27 protein-coding genes are annotated in these 26,458 nt (G+C 63.3%); 13 read left to right on the top strand and 14 right to left on the bottom strand.

Annotation, left to right across the window (positions count from 1 at the left end):
• Both P8H27_RS05120 and P8H27_RS05115 read left to right on the top strand, forming a co-directional pair.
• The coding region (locus tag P8H27_RS05120; protein WP_289635586.1) for a TonB-dependent siderophore receptor at positions 1-1,942 on the top strand (1,942 nt) is incomplete at its 5' end.
• A gap of 15 nt (positions 1,943-1,957) precedes the next feature.
• Positions 1,958-2,674, top strand: coding sequence for a DUF4198 domain-containing protein (locus P8H27_RS05115; protein WP_289635584.1), 717 nt, complete (start codon positions 1,958-1,960; stop codon positions 2,672-2,674).
• Positions 2,675-2,732: 58 nt separating this feature from the next.
• On the opposite strand, the gene hisC is transcribed toward P8H27_RS05115, so the two are convergent.
• The 10 genes from hisC to P8H27_RS05065 form a co-directional block, all read right to left on the bottom strand.
• A complete protein-coding gene (hisC, locus tag P8H27_RS05110; protein ID WP_289635583.1) occupies positions 2,733-3,785 on the bottom strand; it encodes a histidinol-phosphate transaminase in 1,053 nt (350 codons plus the stop codon).
• 66 nt (positions 3,786-3,851) lie between these two features.
• Positions 3,852-5,162 (bottom strand): histidinol dehydrogenase, encoded by a 1,311-nt coding sequence (hisD, locus tag P8H27_RS05105; protein ID WP_289635582.1) that lies wholly within the window; start codon positions 5,160-5,162, stop codon positions 3,852-3,854.
• A gap of 180 nt (positions 5,163-5,342) precedes the next feature.
• The gene (hisG, locus tag P8H27_RS05100; protein ID WP_289635580.1) at positions 5,343-5,969 is read right to left on the bottom strand and encodes an ATP phosphoribosyltransferase; all 627 of its coding nucleotides are present in this window, start codon (positions 5,967-5,969) and stop codon (positions 5,343-5,345) included.
• A gap of 4 nt (positions 5,970-5,973) precedes the next feature.
• Entirely contained in the window at positions 5,974-7,239 is a 1,266-nt protein-coding gene (gene murA / locus P8H27_RS05095; protein ID WP_289635579.1) for a UDP-N-acetylglucosamine 1-carboxyvinyltransferase, read from the bottom strand.
• 12 nt (positions 7,240-7,251) lie between these two features.
• Positions 7,252-7,491 (bottom strand): BolA family protein, encoded by a 240-nt coding sequence (locus P8H27_RS05090; RefSeq protein WP_289635578.1) that lies wholly within the window; start codon positions 7,489-7,491, stop codon positions 7,252-7,254.
• A gap of 123 nt (positions 7,492-7,614) precedes the next feature.
• Entirely contained in the window at positions 7,615-7,923 is a 309-nt protein-coding gene (locus tag P8H27_RS05085; protein WP_289635577.1) for a lipid asymmetry maintenance protein MlaB, read from the bottom strand.
• The gene (locus P8H27_RS05080) at positions 7,920-8,552 is read right to left on the bottom strand and encodes a phospholipid-binding protein MlaC (protein ID WP_289635607.1); all 633 of its coding nucleotides are present in this window, start codon (positions 8,550-8,552) and stop codon (positions 7,920-7,922) included. Before P8H27_RS05080 ends, P8H27_RS05085 begins: the two co-directional genes overlap by 4 nt.
• A gap of 14 nt (positions 8,553-8,566) precedes the next feature.
• Positions 8,567-9,037 carry an outer membrane lipid asymmetry maintenance protein MlaD gene (mlaD, locus tag P8H27_RS05075; protein ID WP_289635576.1) on the bottom strand — a complete coding sequence of 157 codons (471 nt, stop codon included), beginning with the start codon at positions 9,035-9,037 and terminating at the stop codon, positions 8,567-8,569.
• Positions 9,037-9,834, bottom strand: coding sequence for a lipid asymmetry maintenance ABC transporter permease subunit MlaE (gene mlaE, locus P8H27_RS05070; RefSeq protein ID WP_289635575.1), 798 nt, complete (start codon positions 9,832-9,834; stop codon positions 9,037-9,039). The genes mlaD and mlaE overlap by 1 nt, the downstream gene beginning before the upstream one ends.
• Positions 9,834-10,643 carry an ATP-binding cassette domain-containing protein gene (locus P8H27_RS05065; protein ID WP_289635574.1) on the bottom strand — a complete coding sequence of 270 codons (810 nt, stop codon included), beginning with the start codon at positions 10,641-10,643 and terminating at the stop codon, positions 9,834-9,836. The genes mlaE and P8H27_RS05065 overlap by 1 nt, the downstream gene beginning before the upstream one ends.
• A 270-nt stretch (positions 10,644-10,913) precedes the next feature.
• On the opposite strand from P8H27_RS05065, the gene P8H27_RS05060 reads away from it, so the two are divergent.
• From P8H27_RS05060 to P8H27_RS05015, 10 genes are all read left to right on the top strand, one after another.
• On the top strand, positions 10,914-11,888 hold the full coding sequence (locus P8H27_RS05060) for a KpsF/GutQ family sugar-phosphate isomerase (RefSeq protein ID WP_289635573.1): 975 nt from the start codon (positions 10,914-10,916) through the stop codon (positions 11,886-11,888).
• A gap of 14 nt (positions 11,889-11,902) precedes the next feature.
• Complete coding sequence (locus P8H27_RS05055) at positions 11,903-12,427, top strand: HAD family hydrolase (protein ID WP_289635605.1); 525 nt, start codon at positions 11,903-11,905, stop codon at positions 12,425-12,427.
• 8 nt (positions 12,428-12,435) lie between these two features.
• Complete coding sequence (lptC, locus tag P8H27_RS05050; protein ID WP_289635571.1) at positions 12,436-13,005, top strand: LPS export ABC transporter periplasmic protein LptC; 570 nt, start codon at positions 12,436-12,438, stop codon at positions 13,003-13,005.
• On the top strand, positions 12,992-13,534 hold the full coding sequence (gene lptA / locus P8H27_RS05045; protein WP_289635570.1) for a lipopolysaccharide transport periplasmic protein LptA: 543 nt from the start codon (positions 12,992-12,994) through the stop codon (positions 13,532-13,534). Before lptC ends, lptA begins: the two co-directional genes overlap by 14 nt.
• A gap of 2 nt (positions 13,535-13,536) precedes the next feature.
• Complete coding sequence (lptB, locus tag P8H27_RS05040) at positions 13,537-14,262, top strand: LPS export ABC transporter ATP-binding protein (RefSeq protein ID WP_289635568.1); 726 nt, start codon at positions 13,537-13,539, stop codon at positions 14,260-14,262.
• A gap of 133 nt (positions 14,263-14,395) precedes the next feature.
• Entirely contained in the window at positions 14,396-15,904 is a 1,509-nt protein-coding gene (locus tag P8H27_RS05035) for an RNA polymerase factor sigma-54 (protein ID WP_289635567.1), read from the top strand.
• Between the two features lie 184 nt (positions 15,905-16,088).
• The gene (gene hpf, locus P8H27_RS05030; protein WP_289635565.1) at positions 16,089-16,397 is read left to right on the top strand and encodes a ribosome hibernation-promoting factor, HPF/YfiA family; all 309 of its coding nucleotides are present in this window, start codon (positions 16,089-16,091) and stop codon (positions 16,395-16,397) included.
• Positions 16,398-16,412: 15 nt separating this feature from the next.
• A complete protein-coding gene (gene ptsN / locus P8H27_RS05025; RefSeq protein WP_289635563.1) occupies positions 16,413-16,886 on the top strand; it encodes a PTS IIA-like nitrogen regulatory protein PtsN in 474 nt (157 codons plus the stop codon).
• Between the two features lie 2 nt (positions 16,887-16,888).
• Positions 16,889-17,746 carry an RNase adapter RapZ gene (rapZ, locus tag P8H27_RS05020; RefSeq protein ID WP_289635561.1) on the top strand — a complete coding sequence of 286 codons (858 nt, stop codon included), beginning with the start codon at positions 16,889-16,891 and terminating at the stop codon, positions 17,744-17,746.
• A 13-nt stretch (positions 17,747-17,759) separates the two neighbouring features.
• The gene (locus P8H27_RS05015) at positions 17,760-18,032 is read left to right on the top strand and encodes an HPr family phosphocarrier protein (RefSeq protein WP_289635560.1); all 273 of its coding nucleotides are present in this window, start codon (positions 17,760-17,762) and stop codon (positions 18,030-18,032) included.
• Positions 18,033-18,114: 82 nt separating this feature from the next.
• Here P8H27_RS05015 and pmbA read toward each other — a convergent pair whose 3' ends face one another.
• Complete coding sequence (gene pmbA / locus P8H27_RS05010; RefSeq protein WP_289635559.1) at positions 18,115-19,461, bottom strand: metalloprotease PmbA; 1,347 nt, start codon at positions 19,459-19,461, stop codon at positions 18,115-18,117.
• Positions 19,462-19,578: 117 nt separating this feature from the next.
• On the opposite strand from pmbA, the gene yjgA reads away from it, so the two are divergent.
• The gene (gene yjgA / locus P8H27_RS05005) at positions 19,579-20,097 is read left to right on the top strand and encodes a ribosome biogenesis factor YjgA (protein ID WP_289635556.1); all 519 of its coding nucleotides are present in this window, start codon (positions 19,579-19,581) and stop codon (positions 20,095-20,097) included.
• Between the two features lie 47 nt (positions 20,098-20,144).
• Here the strand turns inward: yjgA and tldD are convergent, their stop codons facing one another.
• The 3 genes from tldD to P8H27_RS04990 form a co-directional block, all read right to left on the bottom strand.
• Positions 20,145-21,587 carry a metalloprotease TldD gene (gene tldD, locus P8H27_RS05000; protein ID WP_289635554.1) on the bottom strand — a complete coding sequence of 481 codons (1,443 nt, stop codon included), beginning with the start codon at positions 21,585-21,587 and terminating at the stop codon, positions 20,145-20,147.
• A gap of 75 nt (positions 21,588-21,662) precedes the next feature.
• The gene (locus tag P8H27_RS04995; protein WP_289635552.1) at positions 21,663-22,517 is read right to left on the bottom strand and encodes a carbon-nitrogen hydrolase family protein; all 855 of its coding nucleotides are present in this window, start codon (positions 22,515-22,517) and stop codon (positions 21,663-21,665) included.
• Between the two features lie 88 nt (positions 22,518-22,605).
• Positions 22,606-26,433, bottom strand: a complete 3,828-nt coding sequence (locus P8H27_RS04990; RefSeq protein ID WP_289635550.1) for a YhdP family protein — start codon at positions 26,431-26,433, stop codon at positions 22,606-22,608.
• Positions 26,434-26,458: the final 25 nt, after the last annotated feature.

Genomic DNA, 26,458 nt, shown 5'->3' with positions numbered 1-26,458 from the left:
GGCCAGCGCAACCAAGACCGATACGCCGCTCAGCGACATCCCCCAGGCCATCAGCGTGATTCCCAGCGCCGTACTGGACGACCTCGGCAGCCACAACGTCGAGCGCGCCCTGGACTTTGCCGGTGGCGTATCCAGGCAAAACAATTTCGGCGGCCTGACCCTCTACGAATACAGCGTGCGCGGCTTCACCACGTCCGAGTTCTACAAGGACGGTTTCAGCGCCAACCGCGGCTACCCGAGCACACCGGACGCGGCCAATATCGAGCGTATCGAGGTGCTCAAGGGCCCAGCCGCCAGCCTCTACGGTCGCGGCGACCCCGGTGGCACCGTGAATATCGTCACCAAGAAGCCCCAGACCGATACCTTCACCCGTCTGCAAGCCAGCGCCGGCAGCTGGGACCGCTACCGCACCAGCCTGGATCTCAACAGCCCGCTGGACGAACAAGGCGATCTGCTGGCACGCCTCAACCTGGCCGTCGAGGACAACCACAGCTTCCGCGATCACGTCGGCAGCGAGCGCCTGTTCGCCGCGCCCTCGCTCAGCTGGCAGCTCAGCCCCGATACCCGTCTGCTGCTGGAGGCCGAAGTGGTGCGCCACCGCTCGGTGTTCGACCGCGGAGTAGTCGCGCCGAACAACCGGCTGGGCAGCGTGTCGCGCTCGACCTTCCTCGGCGAACCGAGCGACGGCGATATCGACAACGACAACAACCTGATCCAGGCCAGCCTCGAGCACTATCTCAACGACCAGTGGCAACTGCGCCTGGCCAGCCATTTCAAGGAAGGCGAGCTGGCCGGCAATGCCTCGGAAAACCAGACCCTGGCGGGCGACGGGCGCACCCTGACGCGGCGCTTTCGCGAGCGCGAAACCACCTGGCACGACAGCATCAGCCAGGTCGAACTGCGCGGTGATCTGCAACTCGGCGGCCTGCAACACCAACTGCTGATCGGCAGCGAGTACGAGAACTACCGCAAGAACGAGCGGGTTACCGAGATCAAGCCGCGTAGCAATATCGACATCTACGACCCTATCTATGGCCGGCCACGCCCCAATGGCGTCCGTTCCGGCAGCGACGCCCACGAGCAGGTGGAGAGCCAGGCGCTCAACCTGCAGGATCAGATCGTCTTCAGCGAACGCCTGCGCGGTGTGCTCGGCATGCGCTTCGAGCGCTTCGACCAGCACATCGACAACAAGGCCGCTGGCGGGCGCAGCAGTCAGCAGCACAACGCCCTGACCCAGCGCGCCGGCCTGCTCTATCAGTTGACCCCGACCGTCGGCCTGTTCGCCAATGCCTCGACCTCATTCAAACCGAACAACGGCCTGAACCGCAGCAGCCAAGCGTTCGACCCGGAACAAGGCATCGGTTACGAGACCGGCGTGAAACTGAATCTGTTGGATCACCGCCTCAGCGCCACCCTGGCGGCCTTTCACCTGGCCAAGGAAAACGTGCTGAGCGCCGACCCGCTCGACCCAAGCTTTCAAACCGCCGCCGGCGAGGCACGCAGCCAGGGCTTCGATCTGCAGCTCAGCGGCCAGCTGACCGATGCACTGCGGGTGATCGGCGCCTTCGCCTTTATCGATGCGGAGGTCACCAAGGGCGACAAGTCGCTGCCGACCGGCAGTCGCCTGCTCGGCGTGGCCCGACAAAGCGGCAGCCTGCTGGGCGTCTATGAGTTCCAGGACGGCTGGCTACGCGGCGCGGATGCGGGCGCGGCCCTCACCTATGTCGGCGACCGTTCGGGCCAGGCCGGCAGCGACTTCGAGCTGCCGGCCTACAACACCCTCGACCTGCTCGCCCATTACCGGGTCAGCGAGCGCATAAAACTCGGCGCCCATCTCAACAACCTGTTCGACGAGAAGTACTACGAACGCTCTTACAGCAATCTCTGGGTCATGCCCGGAGAGCCGCGCAACCTGAGTTTCAACCTGACCGTCGACCTCTGAACCAAGGAAACCCCCATGAAAAAAACGCTGCCCCTCCTCGCCGCCGCCCTGTTTGCCGGCCAAGTCGACGCCCACGGCCTGTGGACAGAACAACGTCGCGGCAATATCGAAGCCATCTACGGCCACGGCGCCGAGGACAACGCCTTCAAAGCCGAGAAGATCAGCGGCGCCTGGGCTTACGACGGCCGCGGCAAGATGATCCCGGTCACGCTCAAGCGTCTGGACGACCATGCCCGCCTGGAGCCGCTGAAGCCGCCGGCCGTGGTCGCCGTGGCGTTGGATAACGGGCCCTGGTCGCTGACCCCGGATCAGCAGTGGATCAACCAGGGCCGCAGCAAGGTGCCCACTTCGACCAAGTCCTTGCACACCTTCAAATACAGCCTGGCGATCTACCACCAAGGCGTCAGCCTGCCGGCGCTCGATCAGCTGAAGATGGTCATCCTGCCGGAAGCCGACCCGCTCGAAGTCGGCGTGGGCAAGCGGCTGCCGGTGCGCGTGCTGGTCGACGGCAAGCCCGCCGCGGGCATCGAACTGATCGGCGACTACCGCGGCGCCCCGCACCAGATCAGTGCGGTGACCGACTCGGCAGGCCGTGCCCAAGTCATGGTGCGTAACGAAGGGCTGAATATCATCGCAGCAGAAGCCAACTTGCCGGTGGCCAACGATGCGGATATCGAAACCCGCGGCCTGTTCAGTTCGCTGACCTTTCTCGGCGAAGCCCACCGCGAGTAGCCTGATCGCATCCATAAAAAAGCCGGAGCACTGCTCCGGCTTTTTTATGTCCCAACGTTTACAGGCTGCTCAAGGCATCCAACAACGCCTGGTTCTGCTCCGGCGCACCGATGCTGATGCGCAGGAACTGGGCGATCCGCGCCTGTTTGAAGTGCCGCACTATCACCCCCTGCTCGCGCAGACCGGCGGCCAGGTTCGCCGCATCCTTGTGCGGATGGCGGGCGAAGACGAAGTTGGCGGCCGAGGGCAGCACCTCGAAGCCCAGCGCCTGCAGACCGGCCACCACGCTTTCGCGGCTGTCGATGACCTGGCGGCAGGTCTGCTCGAAATAGCCGCGATCCTCGAATGCCGCCGCCGCGCCGGCAATCGCCAGGCGATCGAGCGGATAGGAGTTGAAGCTGTTCTTGATCCGCTCCAGGGCCTCGATCAGCTGCGGGTGGCCGACTGCCAGACCGACCCGCAGCCCAGCCAGCGAACGCGACTTGGACAGGGTCTGGGTCACCAGCAGGTTCGGATACTGATCGACCAGGCTGATCGCCGTGGCGCCACCGAAATCGATATAGGCCTCGTCGACCAACACCACGCTATCGGGGTTGGCCTTGAGCAATTGTTCGATGGCGTCCAGGGCCAACAGGCAGCCGGTCGGTGCGTTGGGATTGGGGAAGACGATGCCGCCGTTGGGCCGCGCATAGTCTGCGACGCGGATCTGGAATTGCTCATCCAGGGCGATCTGCTCGCAGGCGATGCCATAGAGACCGCAGTAGACCGGGTAGAAGCTGTAGCTGATATCCGGGAACAGCAACGGCTTGTCGTGCTGGAACAGGCCGTGAAAAGCATGCGCCAGCACCTCGTCGGAACCGTTGCCCACGAACACCTGGGCCGGCGTCACCCCGTAGTACTCGGCCACCGCCTGCTTGAGGCGCTCGCCGTTGGGATCCGGGTACAGGCGCAGGTTGTCGTTCAGCTCGGCCTGCATGGCGGCAATGGCTTTTGGCGACGGGCCATAGGGGTTTTCGTTGGTATTGAGCTTGACCAGCTTGGCCAGTTTCGGCTGCTCGCCCGGCACATAGGGCACCAGGTTCTTGACGAAGGGGCTCCAGAATTTGCTCATCTGCCCTTCTCTCCTCGAATTCGTTGCGCTTGTGATGGGTGTCGCTGCGCTCAACCCATCCTACATTTAGCCCTTGATGCGGTATTCGGCGCTGCGCGCGTGGGCGGTCAGCGACTCGCCACGGGCCAGCACCGAGGCGGTCTTGCCCAGCTCGGAGGCGCCGGCGGCCGAGCAATGGATGATCGACGAGCGCTTCTGGAAGTCGTAGACCCCCAGCGGCGAGGAATAACGCGCGGTGCCGGAGGTCGGCAGCACATGGTTCGGCCCGGCGCAGTAATCGCCGAGCGCCTCGGCGGTGTAGCGGCCCATGAAGATCGCGCCGGCATGGCGAATCTGCGGCAGGTACTGCTCGGGATCGGCGACCGACAATTCAAGGTGTTCCGGGGCGATACGGTTGGCCACCTCGATGGCCTGGGCCATATCGGCGACCTGGATCAACGCGCCCCGGGCCTCGAGGGAGGCGCGGATGATCTCGGCGCGCTCCATGGTCGGCAACAGTCTGGCGATGCTCGCGGCCACACGGTCGAGGAAGGCGGCGTCCGGGCTGAGCAGAATCGACTGGGCATCTTCGTCGTGCTCGGCCTGGGAGAACAGATCCATGGCGATCCAGTCAGGATCGGTCTGGCCGTCGCAGACCACCAGAATCTCCGAGGGTCCGGCGATCATGTCGATGCCGACCTTGCCGAACACATGGCGCTTGGCGGTGGCCACGTAGATGTTGCCGGGGCCGACGATCTTGTCCACCGGCGGCACGCTCTCGGTGCCGTAGGCCAGGGCGGCCACGGCCTGGGCGCCGCCGATGGTGAACACCCGGTCGACCCCGGCGATGCAGGCGGCGGCCAGCACCAGCTCGTTGAGTTCGCCGCGCGGAGTCGGCACCACCATCACCACTTCCGCCACCCCGGCGACCTTGGCCGGAATGGCGTTCATCAGCACCGAGGACGGGTAGGACGCCTTGCCGCCCGGTACATAGAGGCCGGCGCGGTCCAGCGGGGTGACCTTCTGCCCCAGCACCGTACCGTCGGCCTCGGTGTAGGTCCAGGAGTCCTGCACCTGTTTCTCGTGGTAGCTGCGCACCCGCTCGGCGGCAAGTTCCAGGGCCTGCTGCTGCGCCGCGGTGATGCGGGTCAGGGCCAGTTCCAGGCGCGCGCGCGGCAGGATCAGGTCGGCCATCGACGCCACTTGCAGATCGTCGAAGCGCTGGGTGAATTCGACCAACGCGGCATCGCCACGCTCGCGCACGGCCTTGATGATCTCCAGCACACGCTGGTTGACCGCATCGTCCGAGACACTTTCCCAGCTGAGCAGATGATCCAGATGACGGGCGAAGTCCTGGTCGGCGGCATTGAGTCGGCGGATGGCGATAGCAGCGGTCATAGCGGGCCTCGTGATTGGCAAATGCTCAAGCGCCCGTAGAGTATCAACCACGCCGCGCGGGCACCTGAGAATTTTGGCTATAACGCGGATAGGCTAGGCCGCACAGGGGCGGCCATCAGACTCAGACCGGATGGTCGAAAATTGCTCCTGCATTTTCGACATTTCCGCCATCTCTGGCGGTCATCGCGACTCGACCGCTTCGCGCAGGGTATCGATCAGCGCCTGGATGCGCGCGTGCTGCATCTTCATCGAGGCCTTGTTGACGATCAACCGCGAACTGATGTGGGCGATCAGCTCCTGGGCTTCCAGGCCGTTGGCGCGCAGGGTATTGCCGGTATCGACCACGTCGATGATCTTGTCGGCCAGCCCCACCAGCGGCGCCAACTCCATGGAGCCATACAGCTTGATCACATCGACCTGTCGGCCCTGCTCGGCGTAATAACGCTTGGCCACGTTGACGAACTTGGTCGCCACCCGCAGCCGGCCTTTCGGCTCCGGCGCACCGACGGCGCCGGCGGTCATCAGTTTGCACAGCGCGATACGCAGATCCAGCGGCTCATACAGGCCCTGGCCGCCGTACTCGAGCAACACATCCTTGCCGGCCACGCCGAGATCTGCCGCCCCGTGTTCGACATAGGTCGGCACATCGGTGGCGCGCACGATCAGCAGACGCACATCGTCCTGAGTGGTCGGAATAATCAGCTTGCGGCTTTTATCCGGGTTTTCGGTCGGCACTATGCCTGCGGCAGCGAGCAGCGGCAGGGTGTCGTCGAGGATACGGCCTTTGGAAAGGGCAATGGTCAGCATGTCATCAACCCGGCACGCGGCGAATTTTAGCGCCCAGCATCTGTAGTTTTTCCTCGATGCACTCATAGCCACGGTCGATGTGGTAGATGCGGTCGATCAGGGTATCGCCGTCGGCGACCAATGCGGCGATGACCAGGCTGGCGGAAGCGCGCAGGTCGGTGGCCATGACTGGCGCGCCCTTGAGCTTGTCGACTCCGGTGACGATGGCGGTATTGCCCTCGACCAGGATCTGCGCGCCCATACGGGTCATTTCATAGACATGCATAAAGCGATTCTCGAACACGGTTTCGATCACCGTGCCGGTACCTTCGGCAATCGCGTTGAGGGCGATGAACTGCGCCTGCATGTCGGTGGGGAACGCCGGATAGGGCGCGGTACGCAGGTTGACGGCTTTCGGCCGCTTGCCTTGCATGTCCAGTTCGATCCAGTCGGCACCGGTGGTGATTTGCGCACCGGCTTCCTGCAGCTTGGACAGCACCGCTTCCAGGGTGGTGGGGTCGGTATCTTTCAGTTTGACCCGGCCGCCGGTGGCGGCGGCGGCCACCAGATAGGTACCGGTTTCGATCCGATCCGGCATCACACTGAAACGGGCGCCGCCGAGACGCTCGACGCCGTCGATGGTGATGGTGTCGGTGCCGGCACCGCTGATCTGCGCACCCATGGCGATCAGGCAGTTGGCCAGATCGACCACTTCCGGCTCGCGCGCGGCGTTTTCCAGCACGCTACGGCCTTTGGCCAGGGTCGCGGCCATCATGATGTTCTCGGTACCGGTCACGCTCACGGTATCGAAGAAGAAGTGCGCGCCGCGCAGGCCGCCCTCGGGCGCCTTGGCCTTGATATAGCCGGCCTCCACATCGATGGTCGCGCCCATCGCTTCGAGGCCGCGAATATGCAGGTCGACCGGCCGCGAGCCAATGGCGCAACCGCCAGGCAGGGCGACTTCGGCCCGACCGAAACGCGCCACCATCGGCCCGAGCACCAGGATCGAGGCGCGCATGGTCTTGACCAGTTCGTAGGGCGCGACCAGCGTCTTGATCGCCCGCGCATCGACTTCCACGCTGAGCTTCTCGTCGATGATCGGCTCGATGCCCATGCGCCCGAACAGCTCGATCATGGTGGTGATGTCGTGCAGATGCGGCAGGTTGCAGATGGTCACCGGCGCATCGCCGAGCAGGGTCGCGGCGAGAATCGGCAGGGCAGAGTTCTTCGCCCCGGAAATGCGGATCTCGCCATTCAGGCGCACACCGCCGGTAATAATCAGTTTGTCCATGACTCTCTCGATTTAGGAGCGCGCGGCCCAATCGGCACGGCTGAAGAATTTCATGTTCACCGCATGGATACTGCCATCGGCAATCCAGGGGTTCAGATGAGCGTAGACCTGCTGTTGACGTTTGACCGGGCTCAGGCCGGCCAACTCATCACTAATCAGATTCAGCTGAAAGTTACAGCCTTCGCCTTCCACTTCCACCTGGGTGTTCGGCAATTTGGCCTCCAGGAGGCTTTTCACTTCTAAGGCCTGCATGCTCAACCTCGATCAACGCATTCATTAACGACAGCGGAGCCTGGGCTCGCGGGCCGCGTATCATACAAAAAAAGCCGCCCGCCTGCGAACTCCGCATGCCGCCATACCGACCGGGAGCAGGACTCAGGTTTCCAGCGGCAGCACTTCCAGCAGCCCGGAAACGCTGGCGAGTTCGCGCATGTCCTCGGGCAGACCGCGCACCACCAGGCTCTTGCCGGCAGCCTGGGCATCGCGCATGAACGCCAGCAACAGCGACAGGCCTACGCTACTGGACTTGTCCACAGACGCGCAATCAATCACACAGACGCGGGCCTGACTGGCGGCAATCAGCCGTCCGCCCTGCTCGCGCAAGGCCGAACCGCTGAGATAATCGAGCACGCCGGAGAGCTGCAACAGCCCCGACGACGGTTCGACAATGCCCGCCCGACTCACGACTCACCCGAGGACTGACGGGCCTTGGCCACGGTATCGGCCCAGGTGTCGATGACCTTGTCCAGATCATTGCGGTTGTTCTGCATGGACTGGGCGAACTGATCGCGGAACAGCTTGCCGACGTTGATGCCATTGATGATCAGGTTGCGCATCTTCCAGCTATCGTCCTGGCTGACCATGGTGTAGGACAGCGGGTAGACGGTGCCATTGCCGTCCTTGATCTCCATGTTCACCGCCGCACGCTGCGGATCCTGCTTGCCGCTGGGTGGCAGCACGCGAATATCCTGATTGTTGTATTCGAGCAGGGCGTTGCCGTAGAACTGCATCAGGCTGCGCTTGAAGTTCTCCTGGAAGCGCTGCATCTGCTCAGGCGTGGCCTGGCGCGAGTAGCGCACGGTCATCACCCCGCGGGAAATGCCGTCGACATCCACCACCGGACCGAGAATTTCGTTCAATGCGGCGTAGAAGGCCGCTGGTTCCTTGCGGTATTGCTCCTTATTGACCTTCAGATCCTCCAGCAGAGTGGTGGTGGTCTGCTCCACCACCTGGTGGGCACTCGGGGCAGCGACAGCCAGCAGCGGCAAGGCCGCCAGCAGCGCGAACAGGCTGTTACGCAGGGTCTTGAGCATAATGGGGGCCCTCATTATTTGGCTTCGTCTTTATTGACCGAATTGAGCAGGAATTTACCGATCAGGTCTTCCAGCACCAGCGACGACTGGGTGTCATAGATGGTAGCGCCATCGACCAGCACTTCTTCGTCACCGCCAACGCTGATGCCGACGTACTTCTCGCCGAGCAAGCCGGCGGTCAGGATCGATGCAGTCGAATCGATGGGCAGGTTGTTCACGCTGTCATCCAGCGAGAGGGTAACGCGGCCGGTGTAGCTGTCGCGGTCCAGATCGATTGCGGTCACTTTGCCGATGGTCACCCCGGCCATGGTCACCTTGGCCCTTACGGTTAGACCGGCGATATTCTCAAAATGCGCATAAATCTTGTACGTATCGTTGCCGCTGCCCACCGTCAGACCACTGACGCGCAACGCCAGCAGCAGCAGGGCCAATAACCCGGCCAACAGGAACAGGCCGACACCAATCTCCAGTGTGCGGTTTTGCATCAGAAGTCTCCAAACATCAAAGCGGTCAGAATAAAGTCCAGCCCCAACACGGCGAGTGAGGCGTAAACCACTGTTTTTGTGGTGGCGCGGCTGATGCCTTCCGAGGTCGGCTCGCAGTCATAGCCCTGAAAAACGGCAATCCAGGTGACGACAAAGCCGAACACGATGCTTTTGATCAGCCCATTGAGCACGTCTTCACGAAACGAAACACTGTTCTGCATGTTGGCCCAGAACGAACCTTCGTATACGCCGAGCCAGTCGATCGCGACCATCGCCCCGCCCCAGATACCGACCACGCTGAAGATCACGGCGAGCAACGGCATCGAGATGAAGCCGGCCCACAGGCGCGGCGCGACTATGTACTTGAGCGGATCGACACCGATCATTTCCAGGCTGGACAACTGCTCGGTGGATTTCATGTTGCCGATTTCCGCGGTCAACGCAGAACCCGCGCGCCCGGCGAACAACAAGGCGGTGACCACCGGACCGAGCTCGCGCAACAAGGTCAGGGCGACCATCTGCCCGACCGCCTGTTCCGAACCGTAGTCGGACAGGATATTGAACCCCTGCAACGACAAGACCATGCCGATAAAAACCCCCGACACGACGATGATCGCCAGGGACATGACGCCTACCGAGTACAACTGCTTTACCAGCAACTGCAGCGGGTTACCGGCAGAACTGCGGCCAAACAAGGCACGCAGCAGAAACACCGTCGAGCGCCCAAGGGTGGCCACCGCATCGATACCGGCGCGACCAAACAGACGGATCTGCTCGAGCGTAGATGTCTTGCGCATCAGCGCCCCCCCAATAAATCGTCGCGGTAGTCTGCCGCCGAAAAATGGAACGGCACCGGCCCGTCGGGGATGCCTTGCATGAACTGGCGAACGCGCGGGTCATCCGAGTTCATCAATTCGTCCGGCGTGCCTTGGCCGAGCACCTGGGCATCCCCCACCAGGTAGATGTAATCGGCAATGCTGGCGGTTTCCGCCAGGTCGTGGGACACCACGATGCTGGTCATACCCAGGGCATCGCTGAGCAAACGAATCAAGCGCACCAGCACCCCCATGGCAATCGGATCCTGGCCAACGAAAGGTTCGTCGTACATCAGGATCTGTGGGTCGAGGGCAATCGCCCGCGCCAGCGCCACGCGGCGCTTCATGCCGCCGGACAGCTCATCCGGCATCAACTCGAGCGCGCCACGCAAACCCACCGCCTGCAATTTCATCAGGACAATGTCGCGAATCATTTCTTCAGGCAGCTGGGTATGCACGCGCAGCGGAAAGGCGACGTTCTCGAACACATCCAGGTCGGTGAACAGCGCACCGCTCTGGAACAGCACGCCCATCTGCTTGCGCATGTCGAACAGCTCGTTGCGCGAGAGGCTCGGCAGGTTCAACCCATTGACCCACACCTCACCCTTGCTCGGCCTGAGCTGCGCGCCGATCAGGCGCAACAGCGTGGTCTTGCCACAGCCGGAAGGCCCCATGATGCCGGTGACCTTGCCGCGCGGGATGCGAATCTCTATGTCTTTGAAAATGTCCCGGTCGCCGCGCTGAAAACTGAGGTTTTTCAGCTCGACCGCGTAGTGTTGTTCGGCACTCATCTCGACTCCTTGGATGCAGCCTCCCTGACAGACGTCCGCCAGCGCTGCAAAGGCACCGCAGTTGCCAGACCGGCCGAAATAGCCGCGCACTATAACATTGTCGAATTACCCCGCCCAAGACCGAACATTTGCTTACAGAACACCGGTCACACCACTGCACGCGCCCGGCAAAAGCGCTCAAGCCCTGCCGTCGGACGATTCAAAGGTGAGCGCGCGAATCTTTCCCGCTATAATCGCCGCCTTTTACTCGACCTGCCGATTAAAGACGCCATGAGCCAGTCCAACGAGCTGATCAAGTCCGCACAACGCACCATTCGCCTGGAACTCGAGGCGATTGAAGAGCTGTTGCCACGCATCGACAGCAATTTTATTCGCGCCTGCGAACTCATTCTGGCCAGCAAGGGCCGCGTGGTGGTGGTCGGCATGGGCAAATCCGGGCATATCGGCAACAAGATTGCCGCCACCCTGGCCAGCACCGGCACCACCGCCTTCTTCGTCCACCCGGCCGAAGCCAGCCATGGCGACATGGGCATGATCACCCGCGACGACGTAGTGCTGGCCCTGTCCAACTCCGGCTCGACCGCGGAAATCGTCACCCTGCTGCCGCTGATCAAGCGCCTCGGCATCTGCCTGATCAGCATGACCGGCAACCCGGATTCAGCACTGGCCAAGGCTGCCGAAGTCAACCTGGACGCCCGCGTGTCCCAGGAAGCCTGCCCACTCAACCTGGCCCCAACCTCTTCCACCACCGCCTCCCTAGTGCTCGGCGATGCCCTGGCCATTGCCCTACTGGAAGCCCGCGGCTTTACCGCCGAAGACTTTGCCTTCTCCCACCCCGGCGGCGCCCTGGGCCGACGCCTGCTGCTGAAGGTGGAGAACGTCATGCATGCCGGCGCCAGACTGCCGAGCGTGCGGCGCGGCACCTCGTTGCGTGACGCCCTGCTGGAAATGACCCAGAAAGGCCTGGGCATGACCGTAGTGGTCGAGGACGATGGACGCCTGGCCGGGGTCTTCACCGATGGCGACCTGCGCCGCACCCTGGATCGCGGCATCGATGTGCGCCAGTCGAAGATCGATGACGTGATGACCGTGCACGGCAAAACCGCCCGCGCGGAGATGCTCGCCGCCGAGGCACTGAAAATCATGGAAGACCACAAGATCAGCGGACTGGTAGTGATCGACAACGACGACCGCCCGGTCGGCGCGCTGAATATGCACGACCTGCTACGCGCCGGAGTAATGTGATGAGCCCTGATGCGATGAACCCTGACCTGCAACAACGCGCCCAGGCAATCAAACTGGCGATTTTCGACGTCGACGGCGTGCTCACCGACGGCAAGCTCTACTTCCTGGTCGACGGCAGCGAGTTCAAGACCTTCAACACCCTCGACGGCCACGGCATCAAGATGCTGATCGCCTCGGGCGTGCGCACCGCCATAATCACTGGGCGCACGACTCCGGTGGTCGAACGCCGGGCCAAGAACCTGGGCATCCAGCACCTGTACCAGGGCCGCGAAGACAAACTGGCGGTACTCGACGAGCTTCTTGGCGAACTCGGCCTAAGCTATGAGCAAGTCGCCTATCTGGGTGACGACCTGCCCGACCTGCCGGTGATCCGCCGGGCCGGCCTGGGCATGGCAGTTGCCAGTGCCGACCCTTTTGTCCGCCAACATGCCCATGGCGTGACCCGGGCCCGCGGCGGCGAAGGTGCAGCCCGCGAATTTTGCGAACTGATCATGCGCGCCCAAGGCAGCCTCGACGCCGCCCAAGCCGCCTACCTGTAGAGCCCACTATGCTGCGCAAACTGCTGCCCCCCGTCCTTTACGCTTTCGCGGCCGCGCTGCTGGCCGCCGTCGGCTATTGGAACATCAACCCCGACAGCTTTTCCGAGCGTCCGGCACAAGCCGGTGCCGAAAAGGCCATCGACTTCTATGTGGTCAACGCCACCACCGTGCAATACCAGGCCGACGGCAAGCTGCATTATGAGCTGACCTCGAGCAAGCTGGAGCACATCAAGAGCAGCGACATCACCCTGCTGACCAACCCCTTCCTGCACCTGTATCGCGGCACCGAACTGCCCTGGCAGGTCAGCAGCGAGCGCGCCGAGGTGGCCCCCGAGGGCAAGGAAGTCGAGTTGATCGACAACGTGCGCGTCGAACGCACCGATGCCAAGGGCCGCCCGACCATCCTGACCACCAGCCGCCTGACCGCATTCCCGGATAAGGAATATGCGCAGACCGAGCAAGCCGTTAGAATCGTCGCAGCCAATGGAGTGACCACGGCACAAGGAATGAAAGCGTATTTGAATGACGGCAGGATGCTCCTGCTGTCCAACGTAAGAGGCCAGCATGAGGTTCGTTAAAACCTTCCCCTTTCTGCTCAGCTTGAACGTCGCACTCGCAAGCACCGGCGCCTGGGCACTGCCCACCGACCGCGAGCAGCCGATCCGCGTACAGGCCGACAGTGCCGAACTCGATGACCGACAAGGCGTCGCGGTGTACCGCGGCGATGTGATCATCACCCAGGGCACCCTGAAGATCACGGGCGACACCGTAACCATTACCCAGAACACCCAGGGCGACATCGAAGTCTTCACCTCGGTCGGCAAACCCGCCTATTACGAGCAGAAGCCCTCCGCGGACAAACAGATCGTCAAGGCCTATGGCCTGACCATCCAGTATTTCGCCGCCAACGAACGCATCATACTGGTCGACCAGGCCAAGGTCATTCAGGAAGGCAACACCTTCGAGGGCGAGAAAATCGTCTACGACACCCAGCGCCAGATCGTCAACGCCGGCCGTGCCACCGGCACCAACGTCACCACGCCGCGCCCACGCATCGACATGGTGATCCAGCCGAAGAACCCACCAGCCGAACAGCAGGCGCAGTAGCAATGGCCACTTTGAAAGCCCAGCACCTGGCCAAGAGTTACAAAGGCCGCCAAGTCGTGCGCGATGTCAGCCTGAGCATCGACAGCGGACAGATCGTCGGCCTGCTCGGCCCCAACGGCGCTGGCAAGACCACCTGTTTCTACATGATCGTCGGCCTGGTGCAAGCCGACCAGGGCCGCGTACTGATCGACGATCACGACGTCAGCCACCAACCGATGCACGGCCGCGCCCGCGCCGGTATCGGCTACCTGCCACAGGAAGCCTCGATTTTCCGCAAGCTCAGCGTGGCCGACAACATCATGGCCATCCTCGAGACCCGCAAGGAGCTGGATCGGAGCAGCCGGCGCAAGGAACTGGAAAGCCTGCTGCAGGAATTCCATATCAGCCATATCCGCGACAACCTCGGCATGAGCCTGTCCGGCGGCGAACGCCGCCGGGTGGAAATCGCCCGCGCCCTGGCCACCGCGCCAAAATTCATCCTGCTCGACGAACCTTTCGCCGGCGTCGACCCGATCTCGGTCGGCGACATCAAGCAGATCATCCACCACCTCAAGGCCAAGGGCATCGGCGTACTGATCACCGACCACAACGTCCGCGAGACCCTGGACATCTGCGAAACAGCTTATATCGTCAGCGATGGCCAACTGATTGCCGAAGGCGATGCCGCCGCTATTCTGGCCAACCAACTGGTCAAAGACGTTTACCTGGGGCACGAGTTCCGCCTGTAACAGCGGTTTTTCTCAACCGAACAGCAGCCAGAGCTAGGCAAACCACTGCGGATCAGGCATATAATTTGCTTCCTTGTGGCGCTGCGGCGCCCTGTAGTGGATTGCGCACAGACGCCGGCAAATAAGGTCTGCAATGAAACCATCGCTAGTCCTGAAAATGGGCCAGCAGCTGACGATGACCCCGCAGCTGCAACAGGCCATTCGCCTGCTCCAACTGTCCACCCTGGATCTGCAACAAGAGATCCAGGAGGCCCTGGAGTCCAACCCGATGCTCGAGCGCGAAGAAGACGGCGACGACTTCGACAACTCGAACCCCCTGGCCGATGGTGCCGAAAACCCAGCGCCCGCCCCTCAGCAAGAAGAGTCCTACCAGGACAACAGTCACCAGGAAACCCCACAGACCGTGGACAACCTGGAAGAGGGCGAATGGAACGAACGCATTCCCAACGAGCTGCCGGTCGACACCGCCTGGGAAGACGTCTACCAGACCAGCGCTAGCAGCCTGCCGAGCAACGACGATGACGAGTGGGACTTCACCACCCGCACCTCGTCTGGCGAAAGCCTGCAGAGCCATCTGCTCTGGCAACTCAACCTGATACCGATGTCCGACAAGGATCGACTGATCGGCATCACCCTGATCGACTGCATCAACCACCAGGGTTATCTGGAAGAAAGCCTTGAGGAAGTCGTCGAAGCCTTCGACCCCGAACTGGACATCGAACTCGACGAAGTGCAAGCCGTCCTGCACCGCATCCAGCAGTTCGAGCCGGCCGGCATCGCCGCTCGCGACCTGCGCGAATGCCTGCTCCTGCAACTGCGTCAGCTGCCGGCCAAGACGCCCTGGCTGAGCGAGGCCCAGCGCCTGGCAGGCGATTACCTGGAGCTGCTCGGCAGCCGTGACTACGGCCAGCTGATGCGCCGCATGAAGCTCAAGGAAGACGAACTGCGCCAGGTCATCGAACTGATCCAGAGCCTCAACCCGCGCCCCGGTTCGCAGATCGAGTCGAGCGAGCCGGAATACGTGGTGCCCGATGTCATCGTGCGCAAGCACAACGAGCGCTGGCTGGTGGAGCTGAACCAGGAAGCCATGCCGCGCCTACGGGTCAACGCGCAATACGCCGGCTTCGTCAAACGCGCCGACTCCAGCGCCGACAACACCTTCATGCGCAACCAGTTGCAGGAAGCGCGCTGGTTCATCAAGAGCCTGCAAAGCCGCAACGAAACCCTGATGAAGGTCGCCACCCAGATCGTCGAGCACCAGCGCGGCTTTCTCGACTACGGCGACGAGGCGATGAAACCGCTGGTGCTGCACGACATCGCCGAAGCCGTGGGCATGCACGAATCAACCATCTCGCGGGTCACCACGCAGAAATTCATGCACACCCCGCGCGGTATTTACGAGCTGAAATATTTCTTCTCCAGCCATGTCAGCACCTCTGAAGGCGGCGAATGCTCGTCGACGGCGATCCGCGCCATCATCAAAAAACTGGTCGCGGCGGAAAATGCAAAAAAGCCGTTGAGTGACAGCAAGATCGCTGGTTTACTGGAGGCACAGGGCATACAAGTAGCCCGCCGCACAGTCGCAAAATACCGTGAATCGCTTGGTATAGCGCCATCCAGCGAGCGCAAGCGATTGATGTAAGGTGGCACTCAACAAAAGACCAACAGACAAGGCATACAACACACCCGGCCTCACTCTCTCGGCAGCAGCCACAGCGCCAAGCCGCGAAGAGCGAGAGTGGTTTTGCCAGTGCCTTCCACGTCAAAGTGTTTCGGTGGCCGGCCCGATGGCCTGCCTCTCATACACAGCAACAAGGAGAAGCGGTATGCAAGTCAACATCAGTGGACACCAGCTGGATGTGACCGACGCCCTGCGCGGCTATATCGACGAAAAGCTCGGTCGATTGGAGCGCCATTTCGACAAGATCACCAACGTGCAAATCACCATGGAGGTCGAGAAGCTCAAGCAGAAAATCGAAGCGACCCTGCATATTGCTGGCGGCGAAGTGGTAGCCAATGCCGAGCACGACGATATGTATGCCGCCATCGACCTACTGACCGACAAACTCGACCGTCAACTCATCAAGCATAAGGAAAAGCAGATCGACCGCCAGCAGGGCGCTTTGGCCCGCTGAGATCGCCTCCCTTCTATGATCCGACTCGAAAACATCCTGACCCCCGGCCGTTCCTTGGTGAACGTGCCGGGAGGCAGCAAAAAACGCGTACTCGAACAGATCGCCAACCTGGTGGCACGCGAACTGCCCGACCTGGATGGCCAAGACATTTTCGAAAGCCTGATCGCCCGCGAAAAACTCGGCTCGACCGGTTTCGGTAATGGCATCGCCATTCCGCACTGTCGCCTGCCGGGCTGCAACGCACCGATCAGCGCCCTGCTCCGACTGGATGCGCCAGTGGACTTCGACGCCATCGACGGCGCTCCCGTCGACTTGTTATTCGTCCTGCTGGTACCGGAAGCGGCCACCGACGAACACCTGGAACTGCTGCGCCAGATCGCCAGCATGCTCGACCGCAGCGATGTGCGTGAGCGTTTGCGCCAAGCCCAGAACAGCGACGCGCTGTATCAGGTCGTGGTGGACATACAAAGCCAGCTCAACCGGAGCTGACCATGCGTTTGATCATCGTCAGCGGTCGCTCCGGCTCCGGCAAAAGCACCGCCCTCGATGTCCTTGAGGACAATGGCTTCTACTGCATCGACAACCTGCCGGCGGGCCTGCTTCCCGAACTGGCAGAGCGCACCCTGCAGGATACCGAACTGCTGCATCCGCAAGTCGCCGTCTCGATCGACGCGCGCAACCTGCCCAGCCAACTCAAGCGCTTCCCGGAAATACTCGAAGACGTTCGCGCGCGGCACATCAAGTGCGACGTGGTCTACCTGGATGCCGACGAGGAAACCCTGCTCAAACGCTTTTCCGAGACCCGCCGGCGCCATCCGTTGACCAACGAGAATCGCTCGTTGGCCGAGGCCATCGCCGATGAAAGCCTGATCCTTGGTCCGATCACCGACCTCGCCGACCTGAAAATCGACACCACCCATCTCAATCTCTACCAGTTACGCGACAGCCTGAAACTGCGCCTGCTCAATCAACCGGAGCCAGGCACGGCCTTTCTGGTCGAGTCGTTCGGTTTCAAGCGCGGCATGCCGGTGGATGCCGACCTGGTGTTCGATGTGCGCTGCCTGCCCAATCCCTACTGGAAACCGGATCTGCGCGATTTCTCCGGCCTCGATCAGCCGGTGGCCGATTATCTGGCGGCGCAGGCCGATGTCGAAGAAATGTTCCAGGATGTCCTCGCCTACCTGAAGAAATGGCTGCCCCGCTTCGCCGCCAGCAACCGCGCCTATGTCACAGTCGCGATAGGCTGCACGGGCGGTCATCACCGCTCGGTATACCTGGCCAACCGCCTGGGCGAGACCCTGAAACCTGTTCTGAAAAACGTCCAGGTTCGCCACCGCGACCTTAGCTAAGGAACCTGCCGCGATGCCTTCCTGCGAAATCACCATCATCAACAAACTGGGCCTGCACGCACGTGCCGCGGCCAAGTTCGTCGGTGTCGCCGGGCGCTTCCCCTGCCAGGTCAGGGTGGGCCGCGCCCCGGAGAGCCTGGTGGACGGCAAAAGCATCATGGCCGTGATGATGCTCGCGGCCGGCAAAGGCACGCCGATTCACCTGCACACCGAAGGCGAGCAGGGCGATGACGCCCTCAATGCCCTGACCGAACTGATCAACAACTACTTCGACGAAGGCGAATAACCAGTCACGCGTAGGGTGCGCCGCGCGCGCCACTGCTTAAAAACCTGGTGGGCACCGCGCACCAGGCCTGCTGCAAATAGCCCTAGCTACCCGCCACCGTCATCTTCTCGATCAACACCGAGCCGGTGCGGATGTTGCTGCGCAACTCCAGATCGCTGCCCACTGCGACTATCTGCTTGAACATGTCGCGCAGGTTGCCGGCGATGGTCACTTCCTGCACCGGGAACTGGATCTCGCCGTGCTCCACCCAAAAGCCGCCAGCCCCGCGCGAATAGTCGCCGGTGACCATATTCAGCCCCTGCCCCATCAACTCGGTGACCAACAGACCACGGCCCATGCGCTTGAGCAGCGCTTGCTGGTCTTCCACGCCATGGCTGACGAACAGGTTATGCACGCCACCGGCGTTGGCCGTGCTGGGCATGCCCAGCTTGCGCCCCGAATAGGTGCCGAGCACATAGGAAACCAGCTCGCCACCGTCGACGAACGACTTGGCGTAGGTGGCCAGACCGTCGCCATCGAAAGCAGCGCTGCCCAAGGCCCGCGGAATATGCGGCCGCTCATCGAGGCTCAACCACTCGGGGAACAACTGCTGGCCCAGGGTGCCTTCGAGGAAGGATGACTTGCGGTACAGGTTGCCACCGGAAATAGCCGCGAGGAAATGCCCGAACAGCCCGGTGGCCAGTTCGGCGCAGAACAGCACCGGCACTTCGCAGGTCGGCACCGGACGGGCGCCGAGACGACTGACCGCCCGCTGTGCGGCACGCTGGCCGATGCCCGCGGCATCGGCCAACAGCTCGCCCTGGCGATTGACGTCATACCAGTAATCGCGCTGCATCTGCCCGCCATCTTCGGCGATCATCACGCAGCTCAAGCTGTGCCGGGTGCTGGCATAGCCCGCGACAAAACCATGGCTGTTGCCGTACACCCGGCAGCCCTGGTGGGTATTGAGGGTGGTACCGTCGGCGTTCTTGATCCGCTGATCCGCGGCAAAGGCTGCCGCTTCGCAGCGCAACGCCTGCTCGACCGCCTGCTCCGGGCTGATGGCCCAGGCGTGATAGAGATCCAGTTGCGGTAACTCGCGCGCCATCAGCGCGGCATCGGCCAAGCCTGCCGCCTCATCTTCGGAGGCATGCTTGGCAATCGCCAAAGCCGCCGCCACGGTCTCGCGAATAGCCGCGTCGCCACTCGCCGAGGTGCTGGCCGAGCCCTTGCGCTGGCCGACATACAGGGTGATGCCGAAGCCCTGGTCACGATTGAACTCGACCGTCTCGACTTCGCCCTGGCGCACCGAGGTGGACAGGCCCTGCTCCACCGATACGGCCACCTCACAGGCGCTGGCGCCCTGTTTCTTCGCCTCGGCGATGATCTGCTCGACCTGGGCCTGCAACTGCGGCACGGCCTCGGGGCCGACAACGTCTACTGCACTCATAACCACTCCTAAGAATCTGTCCGGGATCTACTGCAGGCTTCGCGCGTGATGCTGCGAGCCGAACGCTTGCAGTTGGATACTTGCTATCATGGCGGCGTTTTCCACTGGATCACCCCCATGCCTGAATATCTTGACGACTTCTCCGGCGAGAAGAGTAAAACCCAGGTCAAGCGCGAGCTGCACGCCCTGCAAGACCTGGGTCAACGCCTGACCACCCTGAAGCCCGACCTGCTCAACAAACTGCCATTGACCGACGAATTGCGCCGCGCCCTCGAAGAGGCGCCCAAGCACACGGCCAACTCCGCAAAAAAACGCCATGTGCAGTTTATCGGCCGGCTGATGCGCGATCAGGACATCGAAGCGATTCTTACCCTGCTCGACCAACTGGATGCCTCAACTCGCCAGTACAACGAACGCTTTCATGGCCTGGAACGTTGGCGCGACCGTCTGATCAACGGCAGCGACGACACCCTGGCAGCCTTTGTTGGCGACTATCCTGAAGCAGACCGACAGCACCTGCGGCAGTTGATTCGCCAGGCTCAGCACGAACTGGCACAGAACAAAGCACCAGCGGCCTCGCGCAAAATCTTCAAATACATCCGCGAACTGGACGAAACCCAGCGCGGGCTGCGCTGATCCTGCCGTGAGGGTGGGTTGCGCCTTCGGCTAACCCACCCGACGTACTAGGAGCCTGTTCCACCGACGGTAATCGCATCGATTTTCAACGTCGGCTGGCCGACGCCGACCGGCACCGACTGGCCGTCCTTGCCGCAGGTGCCGACGCCGCTGTCCAGGGCCAGGTCGTTGCCGACCATCGACACCCGGCGCATGGCCTCGGGGCCATTGCCGATCAGGGTCGCGCCCTTGACCGGCGCGGTGATCCTGCCGTCTTCGATCAAATAGGCCTCGCTGGTGGAGAAGACGAACTTGCCGCTGGTGATGTCGACCTGGCCGCCGCCGAGGTTGGCGCAGTAGATGCCCTTCTTCACCGAACGGATGATTTCTTCCGGGTCGCTCTCTCCGGCCAGCATGTAGGTATTGGTCATGCGCGGCATCGGCAGGTGCGCGTAGGACTCGCGACGACCGTTGCCGGTGCGTGCCGCCCCCATCAGGCGGGCATTCAGCTTGTCCTGCATGTAGCCCTTGAGCACGCCGTTCTCGATCAGCGTGGTGCACTGGGTCGGCGTGCCTTCGTCATCCACACTGAGCGAACCGCGCCGGCCGACCAGGGTGCCGTCATCGACGATGGTGCACAGGCTGGAGGCGACCTGCTCGCCCATGCGCCCGCTGTAGGCGGAGCTGCCCTTGCGATTGAAGTCGCCTTCCAAGCCATGGCCGACCGCCTCGTGCAGCAGCACACCGGACCAGCCGGCGCCCATCACCACCGGCAAGGTGCCGGCCGGCGCGGGAATCGCCTCGAGATTGACCAGAGCCTGGCGCAGCGCCTCGCGGGCGTAGCCCATGGCGCGATCCTCGCTCATGAAATAGCGGTAGTCGCTACGCCCGCCCCCGCCATGCCCGCCACGCTCGCGGCGGCCGTTCTGTTCGACGATCACGCTGACATTGAAACGCACCAGCGGGCGAGTATCGACGCCCAGGCTGCCGTCCTGCGCCGCCACCAGGATGCGATCCCAGACCCCGGCGAGGCTGACCGTGACCTGCTTGATCCGCGGATCGAGGGCACGCGTGGCCACATCGACCTGCTTGAGCAACTCGACCTTCTGCGCCCGGCCGATCACGTCCAGCGGGTTGTCCGGCGCATACAAGGCGCTAACCTGCGGGCTGCTGAAGGCCTGCACCCGCGCGCTCTGCCCGGCCCGGGCAATCGAGCGGGCCGCGCGGGCGGCCTGGCTCAGCGCCTCGGCGGTGATGGCGTTGCTGTAGGCAAAGCCGGTTTTCTCGCCGGACTGGGCACGCACACCGACGCCCTGATCGAGGTTGAAACTGCCCTCCTTGACGATGCCGTCCTCCAGCACCCAGGTCTCGGAGACTTGGCTCTGGAAATACAGGTCGGCCGCATCGATACCGGGGCCGGACAACTCGCCCAGCACCCCGGGCAGATGATCGAGGGTCAAGCCGCCCGGGCCCAACAGGTGCTCACTGACCGATAGCAACATCTCGCTCATAACTGCTTTATCCCGTTCATGACTGCTTCATCTCGTTCATGACTATTTCATCTCGTTCATGACTGTTCATCTCGTTCAAGACTGCTCCAAACCAGGCAGCCGTGGTTCGGCTGCGGCCAAAAATCGTTTATGCCGGCTCACCGGCATGCGTTGGCGAATCGCCGCCTGCTCGGCGGCATCGCGGCTAGCCAGCAAGACCGCCGCGCCTTGCGCCTGCTCGGCCAATACCCGGCCCCAGGGGTCGACGACGGCCGAATGGCCGAAGGTCTCGCGGCCGCCCGGATGAGTGCCGCCCTGGCCGGCGGCCAACAGGTAACACTGGGTCTCGATGGCACGGGCGCGCACTAGTATTTGCCAATGCGCCGCCCCGGTCAGCGCGGTAAAAGCCGCCGGCACGCTGATCAACTCCGCTCCGGCGTCACGCAGGGCGCCATACAACTCAGGAAAACGCAGGTCGTAGCACACCGTCAAACCCAGGCGCCCAACGGGCGTATCGGCCACCACGATTTGGCTGCCGGGAGCGAAATCATCGGACTCGCGGTAACGGCCCTGATTGTCGCCGACCGCCACATCGAACAGGTGCAATTTGTCGTAGCGGGCCACCTGCTCGCCATGCTCGTCGAGCAACAGGCAGCACGCTCGTGCCTTCGCCTCGGGCTGGCCCGCGGGCGGCAAGGGCAAGGTACCGGCCACTAGCCATAACTTGAGGTCGCGGGCGGCCTGCTTCAACCAGGGCAGGATCGGCCCTTCACCACGCGCTTCGCTGCGGCCCAGCGCGGCCAAGTCGCGGCGGCCCATGGCGGCGAAGTTTTCCGGCAATACCGCCAGACGAGCCCCGCCCGCGGCAGCCTGCTCGAGCAGGCGCCGGGCCTGGGTCAGATTGGCCGGCACATCGTCCTGGCTGACCATTTGAATCACCGCGAGGGTCATGCGTTCTCCAACTCGACGGGGGGAACTTCAGCTTACAAGCCATGGCCAGCGACTGCATGGCCTGCTTCAACCGTTTTTCAACGGCCTGTCAGCGCGATTTCTCGAAGGGCTTGTCGAAGCTAATCTGCGGATCCTGCCAGCGCCCCTTGACGCTGTATTGCACGCTGGCAAAGCGTGCCACCCGATCGCCCAGCAGCTTGTCCACCACGAACAATGCCCCGCCAATCGCTGGCGCGCCTACGATTAACGCCGCCAGTGGCAAGTTATTGCTCACCGGCAAGGTTACCCGCAACTTGGCATCGACCAGGTCATCGGCCATGTTCAGGGTGCCGTCCAGCTCCAGATTGCTCGATGGCCCGGTCAGGGTTATGGGTTTGCGGGTGACGTACACCCCATCGGTGGCGACCAGCAAGCCCTTGACCCGGTCGTAGCTCAAGCCCTTGCCGAGCAAGTCGGAAAAATCCAGGCGCAGGCGGCGGCCAATCGAATTGAAGTTGAGCAGACCAAACACCCGTAGCGCCGATGCCGGGCCTTGCACCTCGGTGAACTGACCCTTGCGCAAGCTCGTGTCCATACTGCCGGAAAAGCGCTTCAGGCTGACCCAGGCCGGCGAACCCGGCCAACGACCATCGACATCCAGATGAAAGCTTTCACTGCTGGCCGTCGGCGCAAAATTCCAGGCCAGCAGCACATCGGCCAGATCCTTGCCCTGCATGCGCCCCTTGTACCAGCTGCTGCTGGCCTCTGCCGTGCCCTGCCAACCGGCGCTACCGCTCAGCTGCAAGCCTTTCAAGTCCAGATCAAGGTCGTGGAACTGCACCCCGGTGGCGTTCGGCCGCGCTTTCAGCGACCAGGCCCCCAGCGGCTCGGTACCTTGCAGCACCTGGGCGATGTGCAGGTCGAGGGCCGGTATCTGCCGCGGGTCGACGCCAAGCAACGGATCCGGCTTGTCCTCGACCATGGCATCCTTGGCGGCGGCCGCCGGCAAACGCAGGTACGCCAGATTGACGGCGATTGGCGCCGCATCGGCATCCGGCAAGTCGACCCGACCTTTCAACAACGGGCTATCCAGGCTCAGCAACCAGACCGCAGGCGCACGCTTGAGCTGTATCGCGAGGTTGTCGAGCGTGCTGCCAAAACCGCTGAAGCGGCCGATGCGCAGCTGCGCGTCCTTGAACAACTGCTGCGCATCGTCGGGCGCCACACGGGCATAGGGTTTCAGCGCCGCCTGCCAGGTCGACCAATCCAGCTCGCTGACTTGCCCGCGCAGCCGCACACCCTTGGCTGCCGGCAACAGCGCCGGGCCGTCGCCCAGGCGCAGCTCGCCACGGCCCTCGGCAAACCGCCCGGGCGGCGCGGCGAAGGCCAGGCTCGCCAGTGCGGCATAATCCAGCCAATAGCGCCGCTCGTCGCCACTCAAGGTCATACGCCAATCGGCATAGCTTTCCTCGCTGGCGCTTTTGCCAAATGGCGCCGGCAGCGCGACCGTCAGCCCCCGGAGATTGGAGTCCACGCGCAGCTGGCTGTCGGCACCGTCCAGATTCAGACGCAGGCGATAGGGCAAGGTACCGCTCAGAGGCAGCGGTGCGGTCACGCCCAGCCAGGCAGTCAAACGATCCAATGGCACCTGGCCGAGGGCTTCGATGCGCGTACGAGCACGGCCGCGGACACCTTCCGCCATGGCCTTGCCCCGTAGCGCATGGCCGAGTGCCTGGGCGCGGATATCCGGGGCACTCAAGCCGCTGGCCGTGTTGTAGCGAAAAGCCCCCTGCAGTTGGCTGAGTTCCAGCTCGGGATTACTCAGCTTGAGCCGGGCACCTGCGGTGGCGAAGTCGACTATCACGTCCGCCGGCTGCCCCTTGCGCAGCGGCAGATCGAGCTTGAGCTTGCCCGATAGCGGCCCCTCGCCCTGCCAGCCGGCGAACGTCTCGGCCGTGCCCATGGGCGCCTCCTGGAGAATCTTCAGGGCATCGACGACGCTGCTCTCCAGCTCGCTATTCAGCAGCAGCCGCGGAACCTGCTCCGGCGCGACGTGGGCAATGTCCGCCGCGGCGTTGCGCACTCGGCTGTCGAGTATGCGCCCCTCGACCACCCGCACCCGCACCCCGCTGTCTTCGATAAACACATCGCCACGCGCCGCGCGCAGTGCCGGCCAACCCGGCTGGTAGGCCAGTTCCGCGTCCTCCACGGCGAAGAACAGGCTGAGGCTGCGCGCCGCATCGGCGGCGCCCTTGTTCAGCGAACCCTGATATTGAAAATAGCCTTCGTTGACTTTGCCGCCGCGAATCGCGGTTTTCAGCCAGTCAGCCAGTTCCGCGCTAAACCCTGGCGCGCGGGTCGGCAGGTATTTCTCGGTATAACGCGCATCGCCGTTGCGCAGCCCGACGCGCAGATCCATGTAGTCCTCGGCCGCGGCATCGAACATCAGGCGGATCAGGAAGTCGCCGGCAACCGGCCCCTCGTCGCCGACCACCTGCAGATAGGGGCTGCGCAGGGTGAAGGCCTGCTCATCCAGGCGCCAGGTCAGCCGGGCATTGGCCTGACTATAGCGCCAGGGTTTGGGAAACAAGGTGGCCAGGTGCAGGGAGAAATTCTCGCTGGCCAAACGCAGCTCGCCCTGGCCCAGGTCACCGGTCAGGCTGCCGCTGATATTTTCTGCCGCGGGTGAGGCCAGGTAGGCGGCAAAGCCGATGCGCTCGAGATTGGCGGCGAACTGCAGACGCTGGTCGCCCGCAGCCCGGGGCCGGTAATCCAACTGGAGGTTGCGCAAGGCACCCTGCGGTTGCAGGCTTTCGAGCAGTGCCAGGCTCTTGTCCGGCAAGGGCGCCAGGGCCTTGACCAGCGGCAGCAACGGCGCCAGATCGAGGTGGTCGGCGCCGAGCGACCACTGCTCTTCGGCTTCGCGACTGTCCTGACGATGACGGATACCCAGCTGCACCTCGCCCCAGCGGGTCTCGCCCTGACTCAGCGCCAGATCGTCCAGGCGCAGTTCGAAGCCCTGCTCGGTGCGCTCGAAATAGGCATTGAGGGCGAGGTTCTGCACCTGCACCGCCTCACGCTCGCGGTAGGCACCCACCACTTGCGGCGCATGCAGGCGACTGACCGCACGCTGCAAGGCGCCGTCCGCCCAGGCTAGCCAGAGCTCGCCGCCGGCCTGCAACTGCTCGAGGCGCCACTCGCGCGTCACGCTCGGCGGCAGCCAGCGCGCCCAATCGCTTTGCGGCAGGCTCAGGTACAAGTCGGCCCGCACCTCGCGCCAGCGCTCGGCCTGCATGCGGGTGCGCACTTGCAGCGCCACGGGCTGGCCATCGGGGAGCAGCAGGCGCGCATCCAGACGCTGGCGACTGGCGCCATTGCGCAGGGTCAGGTTGACGTAGGTCAGGGTCACGGCCGGCCGCTCACGGGCCTCCAGGGTCACCTGACTGTTAAGCAGCGACAGACGGTTCACCGCTTGCAACTGCTGCAATACCTGCGCGACATCCAAGGCTGCAGGCGCACTGCGCTGCGGCAGCCCCTTCAAGACCCAGGCGCCCTGCTCGTCCTGCTGCAGGCCGAACTGCAAGCCATCCAGCTCCAGCTTGGCCAGCCGGGGTTCGCGCGCGGACAAGCTGGCCAGCACGTCCGGCACCAACCGCACCTGATCCAGACGCAGCGCGCTGGCACCTTCGCCCAGTTGCACGTCATGGGCGATCAACAGTGGCGCGAAGCCCTGCCAGCGCCCTTCCAGCCGACCGATGCGCAACGGCATGCCGAGCGCCGCGCTGGCCCGGTCTTCGGCATCCAGACGATACTCGGCGACCCACGGCACCAGCTCGCGGCCGAGGCTGACATACAGCGCCGCCAGCACCAGGCCCAGCGCGCACAAGCCCAGCCCCAAGCGCAACGCCACCACCGACCAGCGAGCCAGAAACGCCATTCAGTTCATACCTTGAACACGGCCG

Origin of the sequence: Pseudomonas sp. sp1636 (assembly GCF_030376615.1) — a bacterium.
Classification (GTDB): Bacteria; Pseudomonadota; Gammaproteobacteria; order Pseudomonadales; family Pseudomonadaceae; genus Aquipseudomonas.
The sequence above is the reverse complement of the archived record's forward strand: the minus strand, read 5'-3'. Positions and strand labels throughout refer to the sequence as shown.

Excerpts from the sequence above, each read along its gene's own strand:
- ptsN (WP_289635563.1), top strand. The coding sequence starts at position 16,413 with ATGATCCGACTCGAAAACATCCTGACCCCCGGCCGTTCCTTGGTGAAC.
- hpf (WP_289635565.1), top strand. The coding sequence starts at position 16,089 with ATGCAAGTCAACATCAGTGGACACCAGCTGGATGTGACCGACGCCCTG.
- murA (WP_289635579.1), bottom strand. The coding sequence starts at position 7,239 with ATGGACAAACTGATTATTACCGGCGGTGTGCGCCTGAATGGCGAGATC.
- hisD (WP_289635582.1), bottom strand. The coding sequence starts at position 5,162 with ATGACCGCTGCTATCGCCATCCGCCGACTCAATGCCGCCGACCAGGAC.
- P8H27_RS05060 (WP_289635573.1), top strand. The coding sequence starts at position 10,914 with ATGAGCCAGTCCAACGAGCTGATCAAGTCCGCACAACGCACCATTCGC.
- P8H27_RS04990 (WP_289635550.1), bottom strand. The coding sequence starts at position 26,433 with ATGGCGTTTCTGGCTCGCTGGTCGGTGGTGGCGTTGCGCTTGGGGCTG.
- P8H27_RS05090 (WP_289635578.1), bottom strand. The coding sequence starts at position 7,491 with ATGCAGGCCTTAGAAGTGAAAAGCCTCCTGGAGGCCAAATTGCCGAAC.
- P8H27_RS05055 (WP_289635605.1), top strand. The coding sequence starts at position 11,903 with ATGAACCCTGACCTGCAACAACGCGCCCAGGCAATCAAACTGGCGATT.
- rapZ (WP_289635561.1), top strand. The coding sequence starts at position 16,889 with ATGCGTTTGATCATCGTCAGCGGTCGCTCCGGCTCCGGCAAAAGCACC.
- P8H27_RS05080 (WP_289635607.1), bottom strand. The coding sequence starts at position 8,552 with ATGCTCAAGACCCTGCGTAACAGCCTGTTCGCGCTGCTGGCGGCCTTG.
- hisC (WP_289635583.1), bottom strand. The coding sequence starts at position 3,785 with ATGAGCAAATTCTGGAGCCCCTTCGTCAAGAACCTGGTGCCCTATGTG.
- P8H27_RS05035 (WP_289635567.1), top strand. The coding sequence starts at position 14,396 with ATGAAACCATCGCTAGTCCTGAAAATGGGCCAGCAGCTGACGATGACC.
- lptB (WP_289635568.1), top strand. The coding sequence starts at position 13,537 with ATGGCCACTTTGAAAGCCCAGCACCTGGCCAAGAGTTACAAAGGCCGC.
- P8H27_RS05115 (WP_289635584.1), top strand. The coding sequence starts at position 1,958 with ATGAAAAAAACGCTGCCCCTCCTCGCCGCCGCCCTGTTTGCCGGCCAA.
- mlaE (WP_289635575.1), bottom strand. The coding sequence starts at position 9,834 with ATGCGCAAGACATCTACGCTCGAGCAGATCCGTCTGTTTGGTCGCGCC.
- tldD (WP_289635554.1), bottom strand. The coding sequence starts at position 21,587 with ATGAGCGAGATGTTGCTATCGGTCAGTGAGCACCTGTTGGGCCCGGGC.
- P8H27_RS05065 (WP_289635574.1), bottom strand. The coding sequence starts at position 10,643 with ATGAGTGCCGAACAACACTACGCGGTCGAGCTGAAAAACCTCAGTTTT.
- P8H27_RS05015 (WP_289635560.1), top strand. The coding sequence starts at position 17,760 with ATGCCTTCCTGCGAAATCACCATCATCAACAAACTGGGCCTGCACGCA.
- lptC (WP_289635571.1), top strand. The coding sequence starts at position 12,436 with ATGCTGCGCAAACTGCTGCCCCCCGTCCTTTACGCTTTCGCGGCCGCG.
- pmbA (WP_289635559.1), bottom strand. The coding sequence starts at position 19,461 with ATGAGTGCAGTAGACGTTGTCGGCCCCGAGGCCGTGCCGCAGTTGCAG.
- mlaD (WP_289635576.1), bottom strand. The coding sequence starts at position 9,037 with ATGCAAAACCGCACACTGGAGATTGGTGTCGGCCTGTTCCTGTTGGCC.
- hisG (WP_289635580.1), bottom strand. The coding sequence starts at position 5,969 with ATGCTGACCATTGCCCTTTCCAAAGGCCGTATCCTCGACGACACCCTG.
- yjgA (WP_289635556.1), top strand. The coding sequence starts at position 19,579 with ATGCCTGAATATCTTGACGACTTCTCCGGCGAGAAGAGTAAAACCCAG.
- P8H27_RS04995 (WP_289635552.1), bottom strand. The coding sequence starts at position 22,517 with ATGACCCTCGCGGTGATTCAAATGGTCAGCCAGGACGATGTGCCGGCC.
- lptA (WP_289635570.1), top strand. The coding sequence starts at position 12,992 with ATGAGGTTCGTTAAAACCTTCCCCTTTCTGCTCAGCTTGAACGTCGCA.